Origin of the sequence: Noviherbaspirillum sp., from assembly GCF_035627455.1 — a bacterium.
Classification (GTDB): Bacteria; Pseudomonadota; Gammaproteobacteria; order Burkholderiales; family Burkholderiaceae_D; genus Noviherbaspirillum.
Genome location: NZ_DASPLS010000094.1, coordinates 35893 through 52257, shown reverse-complemented (window position 1 = coordinate 52257; position 16365 = coordinate 35893). Strand labels below are relative to the sequence as shown.

Below are 16365 nucleotides of genomic sequence, written 5' to 3'. Positions count from 1 at the left end.
CTGTCGAACCGCCCCCTTCCACGCAAGCGCTATCGCCCCTGACGCAGCGCGCTCGCTGCGAGCGCCAGCCCGGTGATCCGCCCCCAGTCCCCCGCCTGCATCGCCTCCTTCGGCGTCAGCCAGGAACCGCCGACACACGCCACGTTCTTGCAGGCAAGGAATTGCGGAGCGCTGTCCGGCGAAATGCCGCCGGTCGGGCAGAAGCTCACGTCAGGCAACGGCCCGGCGATCGCGTTCAGCATGCCGATGCCGCCGGCCGGCACGGCCGGGAACAGTTTCAGCTGGCGGAAGCCCGCCTCGCGCGCGGCCATCACTTCCGACGGCGTCATCACGCCCGGCAAAAGCGGCAGCCCGCTCTTTCTTGCGGCAGCGATGAGCGCGGGGGTCAGGCCGGGAGACACGCCGAACACCGCGCCGGCTTCCCGTGCCGCGGCAAACTCTTCCGGCTGCGTCAAGGTGCCGACACCGACGATTGCACCCGGCACGTGTTCGATCATCGCAGCGATGGCGGGAATGCCGTGCGGCGTGCGCAAGGTCACCTCGAGCACCCGGATGCCGCCTTCGACCAGCGCCTTTGCGAGCGGCACCGCGTGCGCCAGGTCATCGATCGCGATCACCGGGATCACCGGCGAGGAATGCATGATGTCGAGCAGGGTCATGATCGGCTGGCCTCCAGAGTTGCAGTCAGCGGCGGACAAGGGAGTCCTCGTCGGAATAGGCCTGCTCCTGCGGCACCGCGAGCGGGTTGTCCAGCTCCTGCGGCAGGTGCAGCGGCGGCGGCAGATCGAAGGTCGCGGCGCCCTGCTCGGCTTCGCTGACGCCGCCGCGGAACATCGCGAACAGTTCGCGTCCCATGCCGACATGGTTGGCCGACAGGTCCGCCGGTTCCATGCCGCGCGCGCTCCATTCATCCTCCGCCACCATCGCCTGCAGCACGCCGGCATTGGCGTCCACCCGGATCAGGTCGCCGCTGCGCACCCGTCCCAGCGCGCCGCCGGCCAGCACCTCCGGCGATACATGGATCGCCGCCGGCACCTTTCCCGATGCGCCGGACATGCGGCCATCCGTCACCAGCGCCACCCGCCGCCCCGCATCCTGCAGGCTGGCCAGCGCAGGCGTGAGCGCATGCAGTTCGGGCATGCCGTTGGCGCGCGGTCCCTGGTAGCGGACCACGGCGACGAAGTCACGGTCGAGCCGCCCGGCCTTGTACGCCTGCATCAGCTCTTCCTGTGAATTGAACACCAGCGCCGGCGCTTCCACCACCCGGTGCTCCGCCTTCACCGCGGAGACCTTTATCACCGCGCGGCCGAGGTTCCCCTGCAGCAGGCGCAGGCCGCCGTCCGGCGAGAACGGTTCCGCCGCCGGCCGCAGCACCTTGGCATCGCCGCTGGACTGCGCGGCCGGACGCCACACCACGCCATCGCCCTGCAGGAACGGTTCGCTGCAATGCGAGCGCAGCCCCTTGCCCATCACCGTCGTCACATCCTCGTGCAGCAGCCCGGCGTCGAGCAGTTCGCGGATCACGAAGCCGGTGCCGCCGGCCGCCTGGAAGTGGTTCACATCCGCTTCGCCGTTCGGATAGATGCGCGCTAGCAGCGGCACCACGGCCGACAGCGCATCGAAATCGTTCCAGTCGATCACCACGCCGGCGGCCTTCGCCATCGCCACCAGGTGCAGCGTATGGTTGGTGGAGCCGCCGGTGGCGAGCAGCGCGACGATCGCATTCACGATCGCTTTCTCGTCCACCACGTGGCCGATCGGAATGTAGGTCTTGCCCTGTGCGCTGATCTCCACCGCGCGCCGCGCGCCGGCGGCGGTCAGCGCGTCGCGCAGCGGCGTATTGGGCGTGATGAAGGCCGAGCCCGGCATGTGCAAGCCCATCACTTCCATCAGCATCTGGTTGCTGTTGGCGGTGCCGTAAAACGTGCAGGTGCCTGCGCCGTGATAGGACTGCGATTCGGATTCCAGCAACTCTTCGCGGCCGACCTTGCCCTGCGCGTAGAGCTGGCGGACCTTTGCCTTGTCGGAGTTGGAAATACCGGTGGTCATCGGCCCGGCGGGCAGGAACACGGCCGGAAGATGCCCGAAGTGCAGCGCGCCGATCAATAGTCCCGGCACGATCTTGTCGCATACGCCGAGGTAGACCGCCGCGTCGAACATGTTGTGCGACAGCGCGACCGCGGTCGCCATCGCGATCGTGTCGCGCGAAAACAGCGACAGCTCCATCCCGGGTTGCCCCTGGGTGACGCCGTCGCACATCGCCGGCACCCCGCCGGCGAACTGCGCAACGCCGCCGGCCGCGCGTACCGCCTCCCTGATCAGGCGCGGGAAGTGTTCGAAAGGCTGGTGCGCCGACAGCATGTCGTTGTACGCGGACACGATCGCCACCGACGGTGCCTTCTGCTCCTTCAGCTTGAGCTTGTCGTGCACGGGGAATGCGGCAAATCCGTGCGCCAGGTTGGTACAGGCCAGCGCGCCGCGCTGCACGCCCTGCAGCCGCGCGGCATCCAGCCGCGCGAGGTAGGCGGAGCGGTAAGGACGGCTGCGCCTGACCACGCGGTCAGTCACGGCAACCAGTGCGGGATGAAGAGACATAATGCGATCCTCGGGATTTTCTGTAATTTTACTACATCCACTCACCTGCCCGGTCTCGGCCCACATGGACGAAATGCGCGCCCTTGAGCGGCCGCAAAGCCGCGTTTTTGTAACTTGCGCGAGAGGCGACAGGAATTCCGATCATGAGATTTCGCAAGAAAAGGCGAGAATGATGGAATGGTTTGTAGTGAATTTACCAATATCTGTTGTATAGTTGACCCAATTGATCTTCCGGATGAACCGACCTTACTCTGGACAGCCAACCGACATGCACCGCCCGAGCCTGACCGAACTGCCCGCCTTCAAGGCGCTCTCTGCCCATCATGCGCAAGCCAGGGACTGGCAGATGCGTGCGCTCTTTGCGCAGCAACCGTCGCGCTTCGCGGACCTCTCGCTGGAAGCGGCCGGCCTCCTGCTCGACTATTCCAAGAACCGCGTAAACCCGGAGACGATGCAGCTGCTCGTCCAGCTCGCGCGTGAAAGCGGCCTGGAAGCAAAGCGCGCGGCAATGTTTGCCGGCGAAAAGATCAATGCCACCGAGCGCCGCGCCGTGCTGCATACCGCCTTGCGCCTGCCGCGCAACGCCTCGCTCGTGGTGGATGGACAGGACGTGGTGCCAGAGGTTCATGCGGTGCTGGACCGGATGAAGTCCTTCAGCGAACGCGTGCGCTCGGGCAGCTGGACCGGCTGCACTGGCGAACCGGTCACAGATGTCGTCAATATCGGCATCGGCGGGTCCGACCTCGGCCCCGAAATGGCTTGCCGCGCGCTGCGTACCTTCGCCCATCCGCGGCTGACGATGCATTTCGTTTCGAATGTCGACGGACACGACCTCGACGCGGTGCTGTCGAAGGTCAATCCCGGCACGACGCTCTTCATCATTGCATCGAAAACATTTACCACCCGGGAAACCATGATGAATGCGCAGTCGGCGCGCGCATGGTTCCTGCAGAAGCATGACGAGGCCGGGTTGCCGCGTCATTTCGTCGCGGTATCCACGAATACCGAAGCGGTCAGCGCTTTCGGCATCGATCCCGATAACATGTTCCCGTTCTGGGACTGGGTGGGCGGCCGTTATTCGGTGTGGTCCGCGATCGGGCTGCCGCTGGTGCTGGCGGTCGGCTTCGACGCCTTTTCCGAATTTCTCGCCGGCGCCCATGCAATGGACGCGCATTTTCTTGGCGCCCCGCTGGAGCGCAACATGCCGGTCATCCTCGGGATGCTGGGCGTCTGGTACCGCAATTTCTTCGACAGCGCCTCTGTCTCGATTGCCCCCTATCACCAGGATCTGAGCCAGTTCCCGGCCTACCTGCAGCAGCTTGAAATGGAAAGCAACGGCAAGCGGGTGACAAGCGGCGGCGCGCCGGTCGCGGTTGCCACTTGCCCGGTGGTATGGGGCGATGTCGGCACCAACGGCCAGCATGCCTACTTCCAGCTCTTGCACCAGGGAACTGACATCACGCCGGTCGATTTCATTGCCGCGCTCAGGCCGGCGCACGCGCTTGCCGGGCATCACGCAGTACTGCTCGCCAATTGTTTTGCGCAGGCCGAAGCTTTCATGCAGGGCAAGACGGCGGACGAAGTGCGCGCGGAAATGCGGGCGCAGAACGTCGCGGAAGACAGGATCGAAGCCCTGCTGCCGCACCGTGTATTCCCCGGGAACCGTCCGAGCAACATGCTCCTGATGGATGCGCTGAACCCGGCGACCCTGGGCGCGCTGATCGCGCTCTACGAGCACAAGACGTTCGTGCAGGGTGCGGTCTGGGACATCAACAGTTTCGATCAATGGGGCGTGGAACTGGGCAAGGTACTGGCGAAGAACATCGAAGCCGAACTGGCGGGCGGACCACGGCCGGACCGGCACGACGCCTCCACCAATGCACTGATCGAACGGGCGCGCGCCGCGCTGTCCGGATAACGCCGGCCGGAACCGTCGCCGGGCGGCACCATCGAAACGCTATCCGCGCCACGGCAATTGATTGCCCTGCCGCGGACAGGCGGCTACGGCCTTTTGTTGTTCATGCAAGGTTCCACCATGGCACTTTCCGATTTCGACCTGGTCCTGTTCGGCGGCGGCGGCGATCTCGCCATGCGCAAGCTGTTGCCTGCGCTCTACAACAGAGAGCGTTCGCGCGACATTCCGCAAGCGGCGCGCATTATTTGCGTCGGCCGCCATCCCTGGGACCGGGAAGAATTCCTGGGCGAAGTGGACCGCAACGCCAGGCCCAACACGGCTTCGGGCACGCCCGATCCTGCTGTATGGGACGCGTTCTGCGGGCGCATCGACTATGTTTCCGTCGACGCGGCCGATGCCGGAAGCTACCAGGCGCTGGCACAAGCGCTGCGCCCGTCCGGCGTGACACGGGTTTTCTACCTGGCGACGCCGCCCAGCCTGTTTGCCAAGATCTGCCACAACCTGTCCGAATGCGGCCTCGCCACGCCGGAGTCGCGCGTGGTGCTGGAGAAACCGCTGGGACGCGACCTGGCCAGCGCCAAGCAGATCAATGCGGAAGTCGGCCGGGTGTTTTCGGAATCGCAAATCTTCCGCATCGACCACTACCTTGGAAAGGAAACGGTGCAGAACCTGCTGGCGCTGCGCTTTGGCAATGTGCTGTTCGAACCGTTGTGGCGGCGCGAATGGATCTCCGACGTGCAGATCACGATCGCGGAAGAACTCGGGGTCGGCAACCGCATGGATTATTACGAGACGGCCGGCGCGCTGCGCGACATGCTGCAGAACCATCTGCTGCAGCTCCTGTGCATCGTCGCGATGGAGCCGCCGGTGTCGGCCACACCGGACGCGGTGCGCGATGAAAAGCTCAAGGTGCTGCGCTCGCTCAAGCGTTTCACCCCCCACCTGATCGCGCAGAACGTGGTGCGCGGCCAGTACCGTTCCGGCCATGTGAACGGCACGCCGGTGCCGGGCTATCGCAAGGAACAGGACGCCAACCCGAATTCCCGCACCGAGACCTATGTCGCGCTGAAGGCGGAGATCGATACCTGGCGCTGGGCCGGCGTCCCCTTCTACCTGCGCACCGGCAAGCGCATGGCCGACCAGCTGGCGGAAATCGTCGTCCGCTTCAAGACCATCCCGCACTCCATCTTCGCCCAGCCCCACCGCAGCTTCCAGGCCAACAGCCTGCTCATCCGCCTGCAGCCCGACGAAGGCCTGCAGCTGAACCTGATGGCGAAGACGCCGGGCGACAACATGCGGCTGCGCCCGGTCGAGCTGGAACTCGACTTCCGCGAAACCTTCAAGATGCCGCGCATGGATGCGTACGAGCGGCTGTTGCTGGACGTGCTGCGCGGCCAGCTCACCCTGTTCATGCGCAGCGATGAACTGGAAGCGGCCTGGGAATGGGTGGAACCCATCCTCGACTACTGGGAACAGGAAGGCGACGAGCCCATGCCCTACACTGCCGGCACCTGGGGCCCGGCCGCCGCCAGCGCCCTGATCGGGCGCGACGGTTTACAATGGCGCGAAGAAGCCCTGCCGGAAGAGTGATCCGGCCATCTTTCGCCCACCATCCATGCTGCTCGACTCCATCAGAACCCAGCTCGACACGCTGTCCAAATCGGAAAAAAAGGTCGCCATCGCGGTCCTGAAGAACCCCGACCTGGCGGTGTCGGGCAATATCACGGCGCTGGCGAAGAATGCGCAGGTGTCCGAGCCGACGGTGGTGCGCTTCTGCCGCGCGCTGGGCTGCGACGGCTGGCATGAATTCAAGCTCAAGCTGGCGCAGACGCTGGCGCTGGCGCTGCCCAAGGGCGACGAATCGCCGCTGCAGGATGACCTGGCGGCGGACCTGGTGAACAAGATCTGCAGCCGCTCGATCAACACCCTGCTCGACCTGCGCAACAACCTGCAGCCGGCGGCGATCGAAAAGGCGCTGGAAGTGCTGGCGCGCGCATCCAAGATCGAATTCTGGGGCCAGGGCACCTCCGGCATCGTTGCCGCCGACGCGCAGCACAAATTTTTCCGCTCAGGCGTGCACACGGTCGCCTATGCCGACCCGCACATCCACGCGATTTCCGCCGCGCTGCTGACCAAGGGCGACGCGGTGGTCGCGATTTCCCAGCGCGGCAACAGCACCGCGCTGCTGCACAGCGTGCAGCTGGCGCGCAAGGTCGGCGCCGACGTCATCGCGCTCACGCCGAGCGGCACGCCGCTGGCCGACGAGGCAACGGTGCTGGTGCCGATCGACCTGAGCTTCAACATCGACCCGTACACGCCGATCTCGGCGCGCCTGGCGCACCTGGTGGTGATCGACATCCTCGCGGTCGGCCTCGCGCTCAAGCGCGGGCCGGAATTCCGCAAGAAGATGCAAAACGCGCAAAAGGCGCTGCAGAAACTCGACATGCAGTTCGATTCCTTCCTCCGGCACCCGCCCAAGCTTTGACCGCCTGTTTCCAGTCAGGCAAGCGGCCTGGTTTCCAAACCGGCCATCGCTGATCCAGCTCACACTTTCCAACCGGCGATCCGGTTATGATCTAGGTTTTTGCCGCCTTTGGCCTTGTCATTTATGAACCAGCTCGAACAACTCAAGCAGTACACCACGATCGTCGCCGACACCGGCGACTTCCAGGCGATGAAGGCGTTCGCGCCGCAGGACGCCACTACCAACCCGTCGCTGATCCTGAAGGCGGTGCAGAAGGATGAATACAAGCCGCTGCTGGAAAAGGCTGTACGCGACAACGTGCGCCTGCCGACCGGCGAGGTGATCGACCGCCTGCTGGTCGCCTTCGGCCTGGAGATCCTGAAGCTCATTCCCGGTCGCGTGTCGACCGAGACCGACGCCCGCCTGTCCTTTGACACGGAGGGCACCGTCGCCAAGGGCCGCGCGCTGATCGCGCTGTACGAAGCCGCCGGCATTCCGCGTGAACGGGTGCTGATCAAGATCGCGTCCACCTGGGAAGGCATCCGTGCCGCCGAGGTGCTGGAACAGGAAGGCATCCGCTGCAACATGACGCTGCTGTTCGCGCTGCCGCAGGCGATCGCCTGCGCCGATGCGAAGGTGCAGCTGATCTCGCCCTTCGTCGGCCGCATCTACGACTGGTACAAGAAGTCCACCGGCCAGGAATATACCGGCGCCGACGACCCGGGCGTGCAATCCGTCAAGCGCATCTACGACTACTACCGCAAGTTCGGCTACAAGACCGAAGTGATGGGCGCAAGCTTCCGCAACACCTCGCAGATCACCGAACTGGCCGGTTGCGACCTGCTGACGATCAGCCCGGACCTGCTGCAGAAGCTGGCGGAGTCCGAAGCGCCGGTAACCCGCAAGCTGAGCGTGGAACAGGCGCAGGCAGCCGAGCTGCAGAAGCTGACGCTGGACGAGAAGGCATTCCGCCTGATGCTGAACGAAGATGCGATGGGCACCGAAAAGCTGGCCGAAGGCATCCGCCTGTTTTGCGCGGACGCGGTGAAGCTGGAGAAGATGGTGGAAGCGCTGCGCTGAACGCAGGCGGGACCAGGCGCTTCTGGCTCATTACCAGTCGTTCCCGCGCAGGCGGGAACCCATACGGAGCTTGCCGAACCAGGCTCACCATGGGTTCCCGCCTGCGCGGGGACGACGGGGAAAAGGAAGCGTTGATGCACGGTCCCGTCCCGCGCGGAGGCGCCGCAAGACGAAGGGTGAAGCGAGCGGCGCGAAAGCCGACGCTGAAGACCAGGTTGCCCTGCGGCAGATTTCGCTTCCTCGACTCATCCCGCGGTCTCCCTTACTTCACCGCCTCCATCACCGCCTGCGCCATCGCGACGGCATTGTCGTCGCCGGCATCGAGCAGGCCGCGCTGCACGCCGGCGCGGTTTGCCTCCGGCTGGTTCTGGCTGACCTTCCATTTGCCGATGCATTTCGTGATCGGTATTTCAATGCCGATGATCGCGCCCAGCATTTTTTCGATGTAATCCGCCGGCGCATCGCCCAGCTTCCATGGATTGGCTCGCCCCGCTTCATGCCGGTTGCTCAGCCGCTCCACCTGCGCGCGCAGCCATGCCTTGTCCTCGATCACGCGCAGCGGTCCGTACGCATGCACCGTCATGTAATTCCAGGTCGGCACCGCGCGGCCATCCTTTTCCTTGCCCGGATACCAGGACGGGCTGATGTAGCTGTGCGCCCCTTGGAACACGACCAGCGCGTCGACCTCATCCGAATGGTCCTTCCACACCGGATTGCCGCGTGCAACATGCGCGCGCAGGAGTCCGAACGGGCCGTCGCCCGCATCGAGCTCGAACGGGATGTGGTTCGCGTTGAGCGCGCCGGATGACAGCGTCACCAGCGTGCCGAACGGATGCGTGCGCATCAGCCCGTGCAGCATCTCGGTCCGCTTTTCTTCGAAATGGGATGGCAGGTACATGCGGCTCCTCTCCTTACAGCGGCGCTTCGATCACGATCTCGGATTTCAGGGAATTGGCGATGAAGCACTGGTCATGCGACGCGTGGTGGATGCGCGCGATGTCCTCGGCGCTTGGCTTGCGCTCGCCGCCGAACACGACCTGCGGCCGCAGCGTGATGCGGGTCATCGCCTCCCTGCCGTCGGCATTCTTTTCCATCACGCCGGATGCGCGGTCGACGTAGCTGTCAACCACGAAGCCGCGCTTCCCGGCGATCGCAAGGAAGAACAGCATGTGGCAGCTCGACGCGGCCGCCACCAGCGCCTCCTCGGGATCGACATTGGCCGCGACCGACATCGGCAACGGCACGATGGACGGCGACGACGAGGCCGGCACCTCGAGCCCGCCGTCGAAGCGCCATACATGGCCACGGCTGTAGCGGTTGTCGGTAAAGGCCTGGTCGCCCCTGCTCCAGGCGACGGTTGCGTCGTAAGCATGCATGCGGTTTCTCCCCAAGCAATCGGTGGTGATGGACGAGCTGAGCATATTCCGGTATTTGGCTTTTTTAAAGTACCAATAAATGGTATTTTTGAAATACCAATTTCCCATTCCCGCCCATGCACCTCGCCCAATCGCTTGCCACCCTCCGTTTCGATCCCTCGTCAAAGGCGCCGATGTTCAAGCAGCTTTACGAGGCGATCAAGCAGACCGTGCTCACAGGCAAGCTCGCGCCCGGAATGCAACTGCCGCCGACGCGCGAACTTGCCTCCCAGCTCGGCGTCTCGCGCCAGACAGTGCTCAACGCCTACGTGCAGCTGACCGCCGAAGGATACCTGTCCGGCACGGTAGGAAAAGGCACCTTCGTCAGCGCCCATCTCCCCCTTGCGCAGGAAACGCGCGCCGACGCTGCCGGGCAGAAGCCGCAGCTGCTGCGGCCGCTGTCCGCGCGCGGCCGTCACTTCACCGGGCCGCAGGCGGCCTTGAACATTCACGCGGGCAGCCTGCGCGCATTCCGGATCGGCATGCCCGGACTCGACGTGTTCCCGTTCGAGACCTGGGCGCGCCTGGAAGCGCGGCGCTGGCGGCGGCCGCCGCAGGAACTCGGATACGGCGACCCGGCCGGCTACCGGCCGCTGCGCGAGGCGCTGTGCGCCTACCTCGCCGCATCGCGCGGCGTGCACTGCGACCCCGACTGCATCATCATCACCTCCGGCTCCCAGCAGTCGCTGTATCTGCTGGCGACGCTGCTGCTCGGCCCTGGCGATGCGGCATGGGTGGAAGATCCCGGCTACCGTGGCATCAGCGCATCCCTGCGTGCCGCAGAAGTCGAAATCTGCCCGGTGCCGGTGGATGCGCAGGGCCTGCGCATCGACGCGGCAAAGGAAGCCTGCCCGCATGCGAAGATGGCCTACGTCACGCCTTCGCACCAGTTGCCGCTAGGGGTCACGATGAGCCTGCAGCGCCGCCTGGAACTGCTTGCATGGGCGCAGGCTGCGAGGGCGTGGATTGTGGAAGACGATTACGACAGCGAATACCGGTACACCGGGCCGCCGCTGGCGTCGCTGCAGAGCCTGGACCAGGCCGGCTGCGTGATCTACGTCGGCACGCTGTCGAAGGTGCTGTTCCCGGGACTGCGGCTCGGCTACCTGGTGCTGCCGGCCGGCCTGGTCGACGCCTTCGTGCAGGCGCGCGCGATCCTCGACCGCCAGGCGGCGATCGTGCCGCAGATCGTGCTGGCAGATTTCATCGTGGAAGGACATTTCAGCCGGCACATCAAGCGCACGCGGGAAGTGTATGCGGAGCGGCGCGCGGTGCTGCTGGAAGAAATCGGCCGGCAGCTGGGCGAACACCTGCGATGCGGCCCGGCCGACGCCGGCCTGCAATTGTCTGCCACGTTTCGCACGAAGCGCAGCGACCAGGCGGTGGCACGGATGGCGGCGGAACATGGGATCGAGCTGCGGCCGCTGTCGCAGTTTTATCTTCGGGAGCGGGACGCGCAGTCCGGCCTGGTGCTGGGCTTTGCATCGATCCCGGCGGAAGAGATCCGGCGCGGTGCGGCGGTACTGCGTGCCGTTCTTGAAAAGTGAAGGCGTGGTTCCGCCCGCGTGCGCGGTGCACCCGATGAACGGGTAGAGCCGGTGGGGCCGCCGAGGTGGGGCCCACCCGCCCTGCCATCCTCTACATTTGCTCTTCTAAGAAAAGAAATTGCCGTTGAAGGTGAGATAGCCGGCCAGGAAAAGCGCCAGCGCAATCAGAAACTGCTTCCAGAAATTCTTGTTCCACATGGTTGTTCCTTGTCTTAAATAACCTTGTCGCGGCGAAGCGCTGCAATTTGTTCGTCGGCATAGCCGAGGCCGTGCAGGACTTCCGCAGTGTGTTCGCCCAGCTCCGGGCCGAGCCATTTCGTCTCGCCGGGCGTCTCGGAAAACTTCGGGGTAATGGCGGGCAGCTTGATCGGCGTGCCGTCCTTGAACGCATGCTGTTCGAACATGTTCCTCGCGAGGAATTGCGGATCGGCCATCATGTCGCGCACCGAGTAGATTTTCCCCACCGGCACGTCGGCCGCCTTCAGGATCGTCAGCGCTTCGTCGATCGACTGCGTACGGCACCAGGCCTGGATGGCATCGTCGATTTCCTGCGCGCGCGCAACCCGGCCTTCGTTGCGCGCGATCTGCGGGTCGTTCGCCATGTCCTCGCGTCCGATGGCAAGCATCAGGCGCCGGAAGATCGCATCGCCGTTGCCCGCAATGACGATGTTCTCGCCCTCCCTGGTCGTATAGGTGTTCGAGGGCACGATGCCCGGCAGCGCGCCGCCGGTACGGCTGCGCACGACGCCGGCAAAGTCGTATTCCGGCACCAGCGACTCCATCATGTTGAACACCGCCTCGTACAGCGCGACGTCGACCATCTGCCCCTGCCCGGCGACGCATTCGCCGCCGCTCTTGCCGTTCCAGCGCCCGCCGGTCACGTCGCGGTGGCGCAGCGCCATCAGCGCGCCGATCACGCCATGCAGCGCCGCGAGCGAGTCGCCGATCGACACGCCGATGCGCACCGGCGGCCGGTCCGGGTGGCCGGACACGTAGCGCATGCCGCCCATCGACTCGCCGATCGCACCGAAGCCGGGCTGGTCCTTCATCGGCCCGCTCTGCCCGTAGCCCGACAGCCGGACCATGATGGTGGCGGGATTGATTTTCTTCAGGTCTTCGTAGCCGACGCCCCATTTCTCCAGCACGCCGGGCCGGTAGTTCTCGATGATGATGTCGGCCTCGAGCGCCAGCTTGCGCGCGATCTCCTGCGCGCGCGCATCCTTCATGTTGAGCGTGATGCTCTTCTTGTTGCGCGACTGCACATACCACCAGAGCGAGGTGCCGTCCTTCAGCACGCGCCACTGGCGGATCGGGTCGCCGCCGTCGGGCGCCTCCACCTTGATCACTTCCGCGCCGAACTCGGCCAGCATGCGCGAGCAGAACGGCCCCGCGATCAGCGTGCCGAGTTCCAGGACCTTGATGCCGGCCAGCGGGCCGGAGGATTTTTTTTCTGTCATGTTCCTCAAGTCGATAATTCCTGCAATTCCCATCCGATGTTCCGCCGTGCGCTCGCCTCGAAACGCGCAACCATCGACGGCGTGAAATACAGCGCAGGCCGGCCCAGGAAACGCCGCAGCACTGCCGCACGCCCCTGCCGGTAGGCCTGCTCCGGCACCCAGTCGTACTCGAGGCGGATCAGCTGCGCATAGCGATGGTACATCTCTTCCGGCGCGCCGAGGATGGCAAGATCGATGTCGAGGAACAGCGGCAGGTCGGGCACTTCCGGTGCGATTGCCTCATGCCGCTCGGTGGCGAGGATGCACTGCTCAACCGCCGGGATCAGCTCGCGGTCGAGACGCATGGCCTGCATGGCGTAGCGTGCGCTGCGCCGCTCGTTGTCGTGCTCGCGCGTGTTATAGACGACATCGTGGAACCAGATCGCAAGTTCGACGATTTCGGGACGATTGATGCGCGGCCGTTCGCTGTCGGCCAGGCGCAGCAGCGCCATCACGTGCGCCAGGTTGTGATAGGCGCGATGCGGCTCGCCGTAGTGGCGCAGCAGGGCGTCCCACGCGGCATCCGCCTGGGCGCGGTCGGACGCCAGGTGCGTCATCAGGGCTTGCCACCGCGCGCGTAACCAGCTCTGGTTTTCCGCGGTGTGGACAAACATTGCGCTAGGTGGATCTGCGGTCGAGCATGGCGCGGGCGATGGTGCCCGCATCCACGTACTCCAGTTCACCCCCCACCGGCACGCCGCGTGCCAGCCGGCTGACGCTCAGGCCGCGCGCCTTGAGAGTTTCGCTGATGTAATGCGCGGTCGCCTCGCCTTCATTGGTGAAGTTGGTCGCGAGCACGACCTCGGCGACCACGCCGTCGGTTGCGCGCGCGACCAGCTTTTCGAGGTGGATGTCCTTAGGGCCGATGCCGTCCAGCGGCGACAGGCGACCCATCAGCACGAAGTACAGTCCCTTGTAGGTCAGGGTCTGCTCGATCATCAGCTGGTCGGCGGGTGTCTCCACCACGCACAGCAGGCTGGCGTCGCGCTCGCCGTCCTGGCAGGTTTCGCACACCTCGTGCTCGGTAAAGGTATTGCACCTGGCGCAGTGATGGATGCGTTCCACCGCCTGCGACAATGCGCGGCCGAGCAGCGCCGCCCCTTCCCGGTCGTGCTGCATCATGTGGTAAGCGATGCGCTGCGCCGACTTGGGCCCGACGCCGGGCAGGCGGCGCAGCGCCTCCGTCAGGAAATCGAGACTGGAAGGTGATTTCACAAATGTGCTGTGCGAATGGAAGCGGTCAGAACGGCATCTTGAAGCCCGGCGGCAGCGGCAGGCCGGCCGTCATGCCGGCCATCTTTTCCTGCGACGTGGCTTCCGCCTTGCGCACCGCATCGTTGAACGCCGCCGCGACCAGGTCTTCCAGCATGTCCTTGTCGTCGCCCAGCAGCGACGGATCGATGGCGACGCGCTTGACGTCATACTTGCAGGTCATCACGACCTTCACCAGTCCGGCGCCGGACTGGCCTTCGACTTCGATCGATGCAAGCTGTTCCTGCATCTTCTTCATGTTGTCCTGCATTTGTTGGGCTTGCTTCATCAGCCCTGCGAGTTGGCCCTTCATCATGGTTTATTGCTCCTTGTTCAGATGGGTTTGATCGATCCCGGCACGATGGTGGCGCCGAATTCGCGCATCATTGCCTGCACGAAGGGATCGCGTTGGAGGTTTTCTTCCGCCTGGCGCTGGCGCGCCTCGCGTTCGGCGGTGGCCGCCGCATTGGCGGTCTGTTCGACCGCGCCGATCTCGGTCGTGACGCGCACCGTCTTGCCGAAGTGTTCCGTCAGCGCGCCTGCGAGCTTGTCGACCGCGCCCGCGGAGCGCAGCGTGTCGAGCGGAATCCGCAGGTGGACGGAAACAGCGGCGCCACTGTCGTCGCACTGCAGCAGTTCGCTTTGCTGCGCGAGCTGCTGCACCACGCCGCGCAGCGGCAGGGCTGCCGCCAGCGCCGGCCAGTTGCCATCCCAGTTCAGCGACGGCACCGGCGTCGGCGGCAAGGCCTTGGCCCTCGGCGCGGCAGGTTCCGCCCGTTGTGCGGCAACCGGCGGTTCTTCGATGACCGCGGTATCGCCTAGGGCATCGGCGGCAGGTTGGAATTCAGTTTTTTTTTGAGCCGCCGCCGGTGGAGCGGAGTCGAAATCGCCCCATTCGGGTGCGGGCGGCGGCGGGTTGTCTTCCCACGGCGGCACCGACTCTGCGGCGGGCTGCGGTACCGCCGCTACCGCAGCTACCGCAGCGGGGGCCGGCGCGGGGCGCGCGGCCGGCATCGCAACAGGTGCCTTGCCGGCATTGCGGGCGGCTTCGAGCGCGGCCCGGGCGGGACTCAATGCTCCTGCGGGACGGGCCGGGGCGGGACTTCCCGGCGCCGCCTGCGGCACGGCTGCCGGCCTGGCCGGGGCCGGCGCAGCAAGCGCTGCCGGCGCAGGCGCGGCCGGCTTCGCTTCCGCGCCGCCGATGCCAGGCCGGAACGCCAGCATGCGCAGCAGCGTCATCGAGAAACCGGCATATTCGTCCGGCGCAAGCCCCAGTTCATTGCGGCCATGCACGGCGATCTGGTAGAACAGCTGCACTTCCTCGGCGTCGAACGAGCCGGCAAGGCGCAGGATGTGCTCGCGCTCGGGCACGTCATCCGGCAATGCCGCCGGGACAGCCTGCGCCAGCGCAATGCGGTGCAGCAGCGTGCCGAGGTCCTGCAGGGCCGCGCTGTAGGACAGGCTGCGGGTGGCCATCTCGTCGGCCACCGCCAGCAGCCCGGCGCCATCCTTGGCCGCCAGCGCGTCCAGCACACGCACCAGGTAAGACTGGTCGAGCGCACCGAGCATGCCCTGCACTGCTTCCAGCGTGACCTTCCCCGCCGCGTACGCGATTGCCTGGTCGGTCAGCGACAGCGCGTCGCGCATCGAACCGTGCGCGCCCTGCGCGAGCAGGCGCAATGCCGGCGGGTCGAAACTGATGCCCTCCTGCCCGAGAATGTTTTCGAGGTGGCCGACTATATGGCCGGGCGGCATCTGCTTCAGGTTGAACTGCAGGCAGCGCGACAGCACGGTGACCGGAATCTTTTGCGGGTCGGTGGTCGCGAGGATGAACTTCACATGCTCCGGCGGTTCTTCCAGCGTCTTGAGCATGGAATTGAACGCATGGTTGGTGAGCATGTGGACTTCGTCGATCATGTAGACCTTGAAGCGGGCATTCGACGGCGCGTAGATCGCCTGCTCCAGCAACTGCGCCATTTCATCGACGCCGCGGTTGGAGGCGGCATCCATCTCGATGTAATCGACAAAGCGCCCGCCGTCGATCGCAGTGCACGCCTCGCAGCTGCCGCAGGGCTTGGCGGTAATCCCGGTTTCGCAATTGAGGGACTTGGCGAGGATGCGCGACAGCGTGGTCTTGCCGACGCCGCGGGTGCCGGTAAACAAATAGGCGTGGTGCAGCCGCTGCTGGTCCAGTGCATGCGTGAGCGCCCGCACGACGTGCTCCTGCCCGACGAGCGTTTCGAAGCTCTTCGGACGATATTTGCGGGCGAGGACTTGATAAGACATGGTTGCACCAGCTGTTGGTCACAGGTCGCATTTTACCTGACCTGTTGCAAGTTATAGACGCGGATTGCAGGTTTCAGGCGATCCGGCCGGCGCATTCACGCGGCAAGGCGCACCCATGCGAAGGATCAATGAAACAGGGAAAATGCGGGCGCAGACATGCGCTGCAAAAAAAGGGGGAAGACGAAGGAGGAAGACGAAAGAGGCGAGCCTTGTCTACGGCACTTGCGGGAAATGGCTGTGGCTGCTTCGTTCCCGACCTGACCAGGTTGACCATGCCGCAATGCGCAGGGGCCCGCCGAGCGTGATTTTACCAGCA

14 protein-coding genes and 1 other RNA gene are annotated in these 16365 nt (G+C 65.2%); 5 read left to right on the top strand and 10 right to left on the bottom strand.

What is annotated here, in order from left to right; translation table 11 throughout:
* Positions 1-29: 29 nt before the first annotated feature.
* Positions 30-659, bottom strand: coding sequence for a bifunctional 4-hydroxy-2-oxoglutarate aldolase/2-dehydro-3-deoxy-phosphogluconate aldolase (gene eda / locus VEC01_RS17955; RefSeq protein WP_324902279.1), 630 nt, complete (start codon positions 657-659; stop codon positions 30-32).
* Between the two features lie 25 nt (positions 660-684).
* Positions 685-2595 carry a phosphogluconate dehydratase gene (edd, locus tag VEC01_RS17950; protein WP_324902278.1) on the bottom strand — a complete coding sequence of 637 codons (1911 nt, stop codon included), beginning with the start codon at positions 2593-2595 and terminating at the stop codon, positions 685-687.
* Positions 2596-2863: 268 nt separating this feature from the next.
* Here edd and pgi point away from each other — a divergent pair, with 268 nt between their 5' ends.
* From pgi to tal, 4 genes are all read left to right on the top strand, one after another.
* Positions 2864-4513, top strand: coding sequence for a glucose-6-phosphate isomerase (pgi, locus tag VEC01_RS17945; RefSeq protein WP_324902277.1), 1650 nt, complete (start codon positions 2864-2866; stop codon positions 4511-4513).
* Positions 4514-4630: 117 nt separating this feature from the next.
* Positions 4631-6100, top strand: coding sequence for a glucose-6-phosphate dehydrogenase (gene zwf / locus VEC01_RS17940; RefSeq protein ID WP_324902276.1), 1470 nt, complete (start codon positions 4631-4633; stop codon positions 6098-6100).
* Positions 6101-6125: 25 nt separating this feature from the next.
* Positions 6126-6995, top strand: coding sequence for an SIS domain-containing protein (locus VEC01_RS17935; RefSeq protein WP_324902275.1), 870 nt, complete (start codon positions 6126-6128; stop codon positions 6993-6995).
* A 123-nt stretch (positions 6996-7118) separates the two neighbouring features.
* Positions 7119-8054: a transaldolase gene (gene tal / locus VEC01_RS17930; RefSeq protein ID WP_324902274.1), complete on the top strand. Its 936-nt coding sequence runs from the start codon at positions 7119-7121 to the stop codon at positions 8052-8054.
* 262 nt (positions 8055-8316) lie between these two features.
* On the opposite strand, the gene VEC01_RS17925 is transcribed toward tal, so the two are convergent.
* Positions 8317-8952: an FMN-binding negative transcriptional regulator gene (locus tag VEC01_RS17925; protein WP_324902273.1), complete on the bottom strand. Its 636-nt coding sequence runs from the start codon at positions 8950-8952 to the stop codon at positions 8317-8319.
* A 13-nt stretch (positions 8953-8965) separates the two neighbouring features.
* The gene (locus VEC01_RS17920) at positions 8966-9430 is read right to left on the bottom strand and encodes an OsmC family protein (protein WP_324902272.1); all 465 of its coding nucleotides are present in this window, start codon (positions 9428-9430) and stop codon (positions 8966-8968) included.
* A gap of 116 nt (positions 9431-9546) precedes the next feature.
* On the opposite strand from VEC01_RS17920, the gene VEC01_RS17915 reads away from it, so the two are divergent.
* On the top strand, positions 9547-11016 hold the full coding sequence (locus VEC01_RS17915; RefSeq protein ID WP_324902271.1) for a PLP-dependent aminotransferase family protein: 1470 nt from the start codon (positions 9547-9549) through the stop codon (positions 11014-11016).
* 212 nt (positions 11017-11228) lie between these two features.
* On the opposite strand, the gene VEC01_RS17910 is transcribed toward VEC01_RS17915, so the two are convergent.
* From VEC01_RS17910 to ffs, 6 genes are all read right to left on the bottom strand, one after another.
* Positions 11229-12473: a CaiB/BaiF CoA-transferase family protein gene (locus tag VEC01_RS17910; protein ID WP_324902270.1), complete on the bottom strand. Its 1245-nt coding sequence runs from the start codon at positions 12471-12473 to the stop codon at positions 11229-11231.
* Positions 12474-12478: 5 nt separating this feature from the next.
* Positions 12479-13069: an N-methyl-D-aspartate receptor NMDAR2C subunit gene (locus VEC01_RS17905; RefSeq protein WP_324902269.1), complete on the bottom strand. Its 591-nt coding sequence runs from the start codon at positions 13067-13069 to the stop codon at positions 12479-12481.
* 61 nt (positions 13070-13130) lie between these two features.
* Positions 13131-13727, bottom strand: a complete 597-nt coding sequence (recR, locus tag VEC01_RS17900) for a recombination mediator RecR (protein ID WP_324902268.1) — start codon at positions 13725-13727, stop codon at positions 13131-13133.
* A 25-nt stretch (positions 13728-13752) separates the two neighbouring features.
* The gene (locus VEC01_RS17895) at positions 13753-14079 is read right to left on the bottom strand and encodes a YbaB/EbfC family nucleoid-associated protein (protein WP_324902267.1); all 327 of its coding nucleotides are present in this window, start codon (positions 14077-14079) and stop codon (positions 13753-13755) included.
* 17 nt (positions 14080-14096) lie between these two features.
* Positions 14097-16049, bottom strand: coding sequence for a DNA polymerase III subunit gamma/tau (locus tag VEC01_RS17890; protein ID WP_324902266.1), 1953 nt, complete (start codon positions 16047-16049; stop codon positions 14097-14099).
* Positions 16050-16247: 198 nt separating this feature from the next.
* Positions 16248-16346, bottom strand: an RNA gene (gene ffs / locus VEC01_RS17885) — signal recognition particle sRNA small type.
* Positions 16347-16365 lie beyond the last annotated feature (19 nt).

Excerpts from the sequence above, each read along its gene's own strand:
- eda (WP_324902279.1), bottom strand. The coding sequence starts at position 659 with ATGACCCTGCTCGACATCATGCATTCCTCGCCGGTGATCCCGGTGATC.
- edd (WP_324902278.1), bottom strand. The coding sequence starts at position 2,595 with ATGTCTCTTCATCCCGCACTGGTTGCCGTGACTGACCGCGTGGTCAGG.
- pgi (WP_324902277.1), top strand. The coding sequence starts at position 2,864 with ATGCACCGCCCGAGCCTGACCGAACTGCCCGCCTTCAAGGCGCTCTCT.
- zwf (WP_324902276.1), top strand. The coding sequence starts at position 4,631 with ATGGCACTTTCCGATTTCGACCTGGTCCTGTTCGGCGGCGGCGGCGAT.
- VEC01_RS17935 (WP_324902275.1), top strand. The coding sequence starts at position 6,126 with ATGCTGCTCGACTCCATCAGAACCCAGCTCGACACGCTGTCCAAATCG.
- tal (WP_324902274.1), top strand. The coding sequence starts at position 7,119 with ATGAACCAGCTCGAACAACTCAAGCAGTACACCACGATCGTCGCCGAC.
- VEC01_RS17925 (WP_324902273.1), bottom strand. The coding sequence starts at position 8,952 with ATGTACCTGCCATCCCATTTCGAAGAAAAGCGGACCGAGATGCTGCAC.
- VEC01_RS17920 (WP_324902272.1), bottom strand. The coding sequence starts at position 9,430 with ATGCATGCTTACGACGCAACCGTCGCCTGGAGCAGGGGCGACCAGGCC.
- VEC01_RS17915 (WP_324902271.1), top strand. The coding sequence starts at position 9,547 with ATGCACCTCGCCCAATCGCTTGCCACCCTCCGTTTCGATCCCTCGTCA.
- VEC01_RS17910 (WP_324902270.1), bottom strand. The coding sequence starts at position 12,473 with ATGACAGAAAAAAAATCCTCCGGCCCGCTGGCCGGCATCAAGGTCCTG.
- VEC01_RS17905 (WP_324902269.1), bottom strand. The coding sequence starts at position 13,069 with ATGACGCACCTGGCGTCCGACCGCGCCCAGGCGGATGCCGCGTGGGAC.
- VEC01_RS17895 (WP_324902267.1), bottom strand. The coding sequence starts at position 14,079 with ATGATGAAGGGCCAACTCGCAGGGCTGATGAAGCAAGCCCAACAAATG.
- VEC01_RS17890 (WP_324902266.1), bottom strand. The coding sequence starts at position 16,049 with ATGTCTTATCAAGTCCTCGCCCGCAAATATCGTCCGAAGAGCTTCGAA.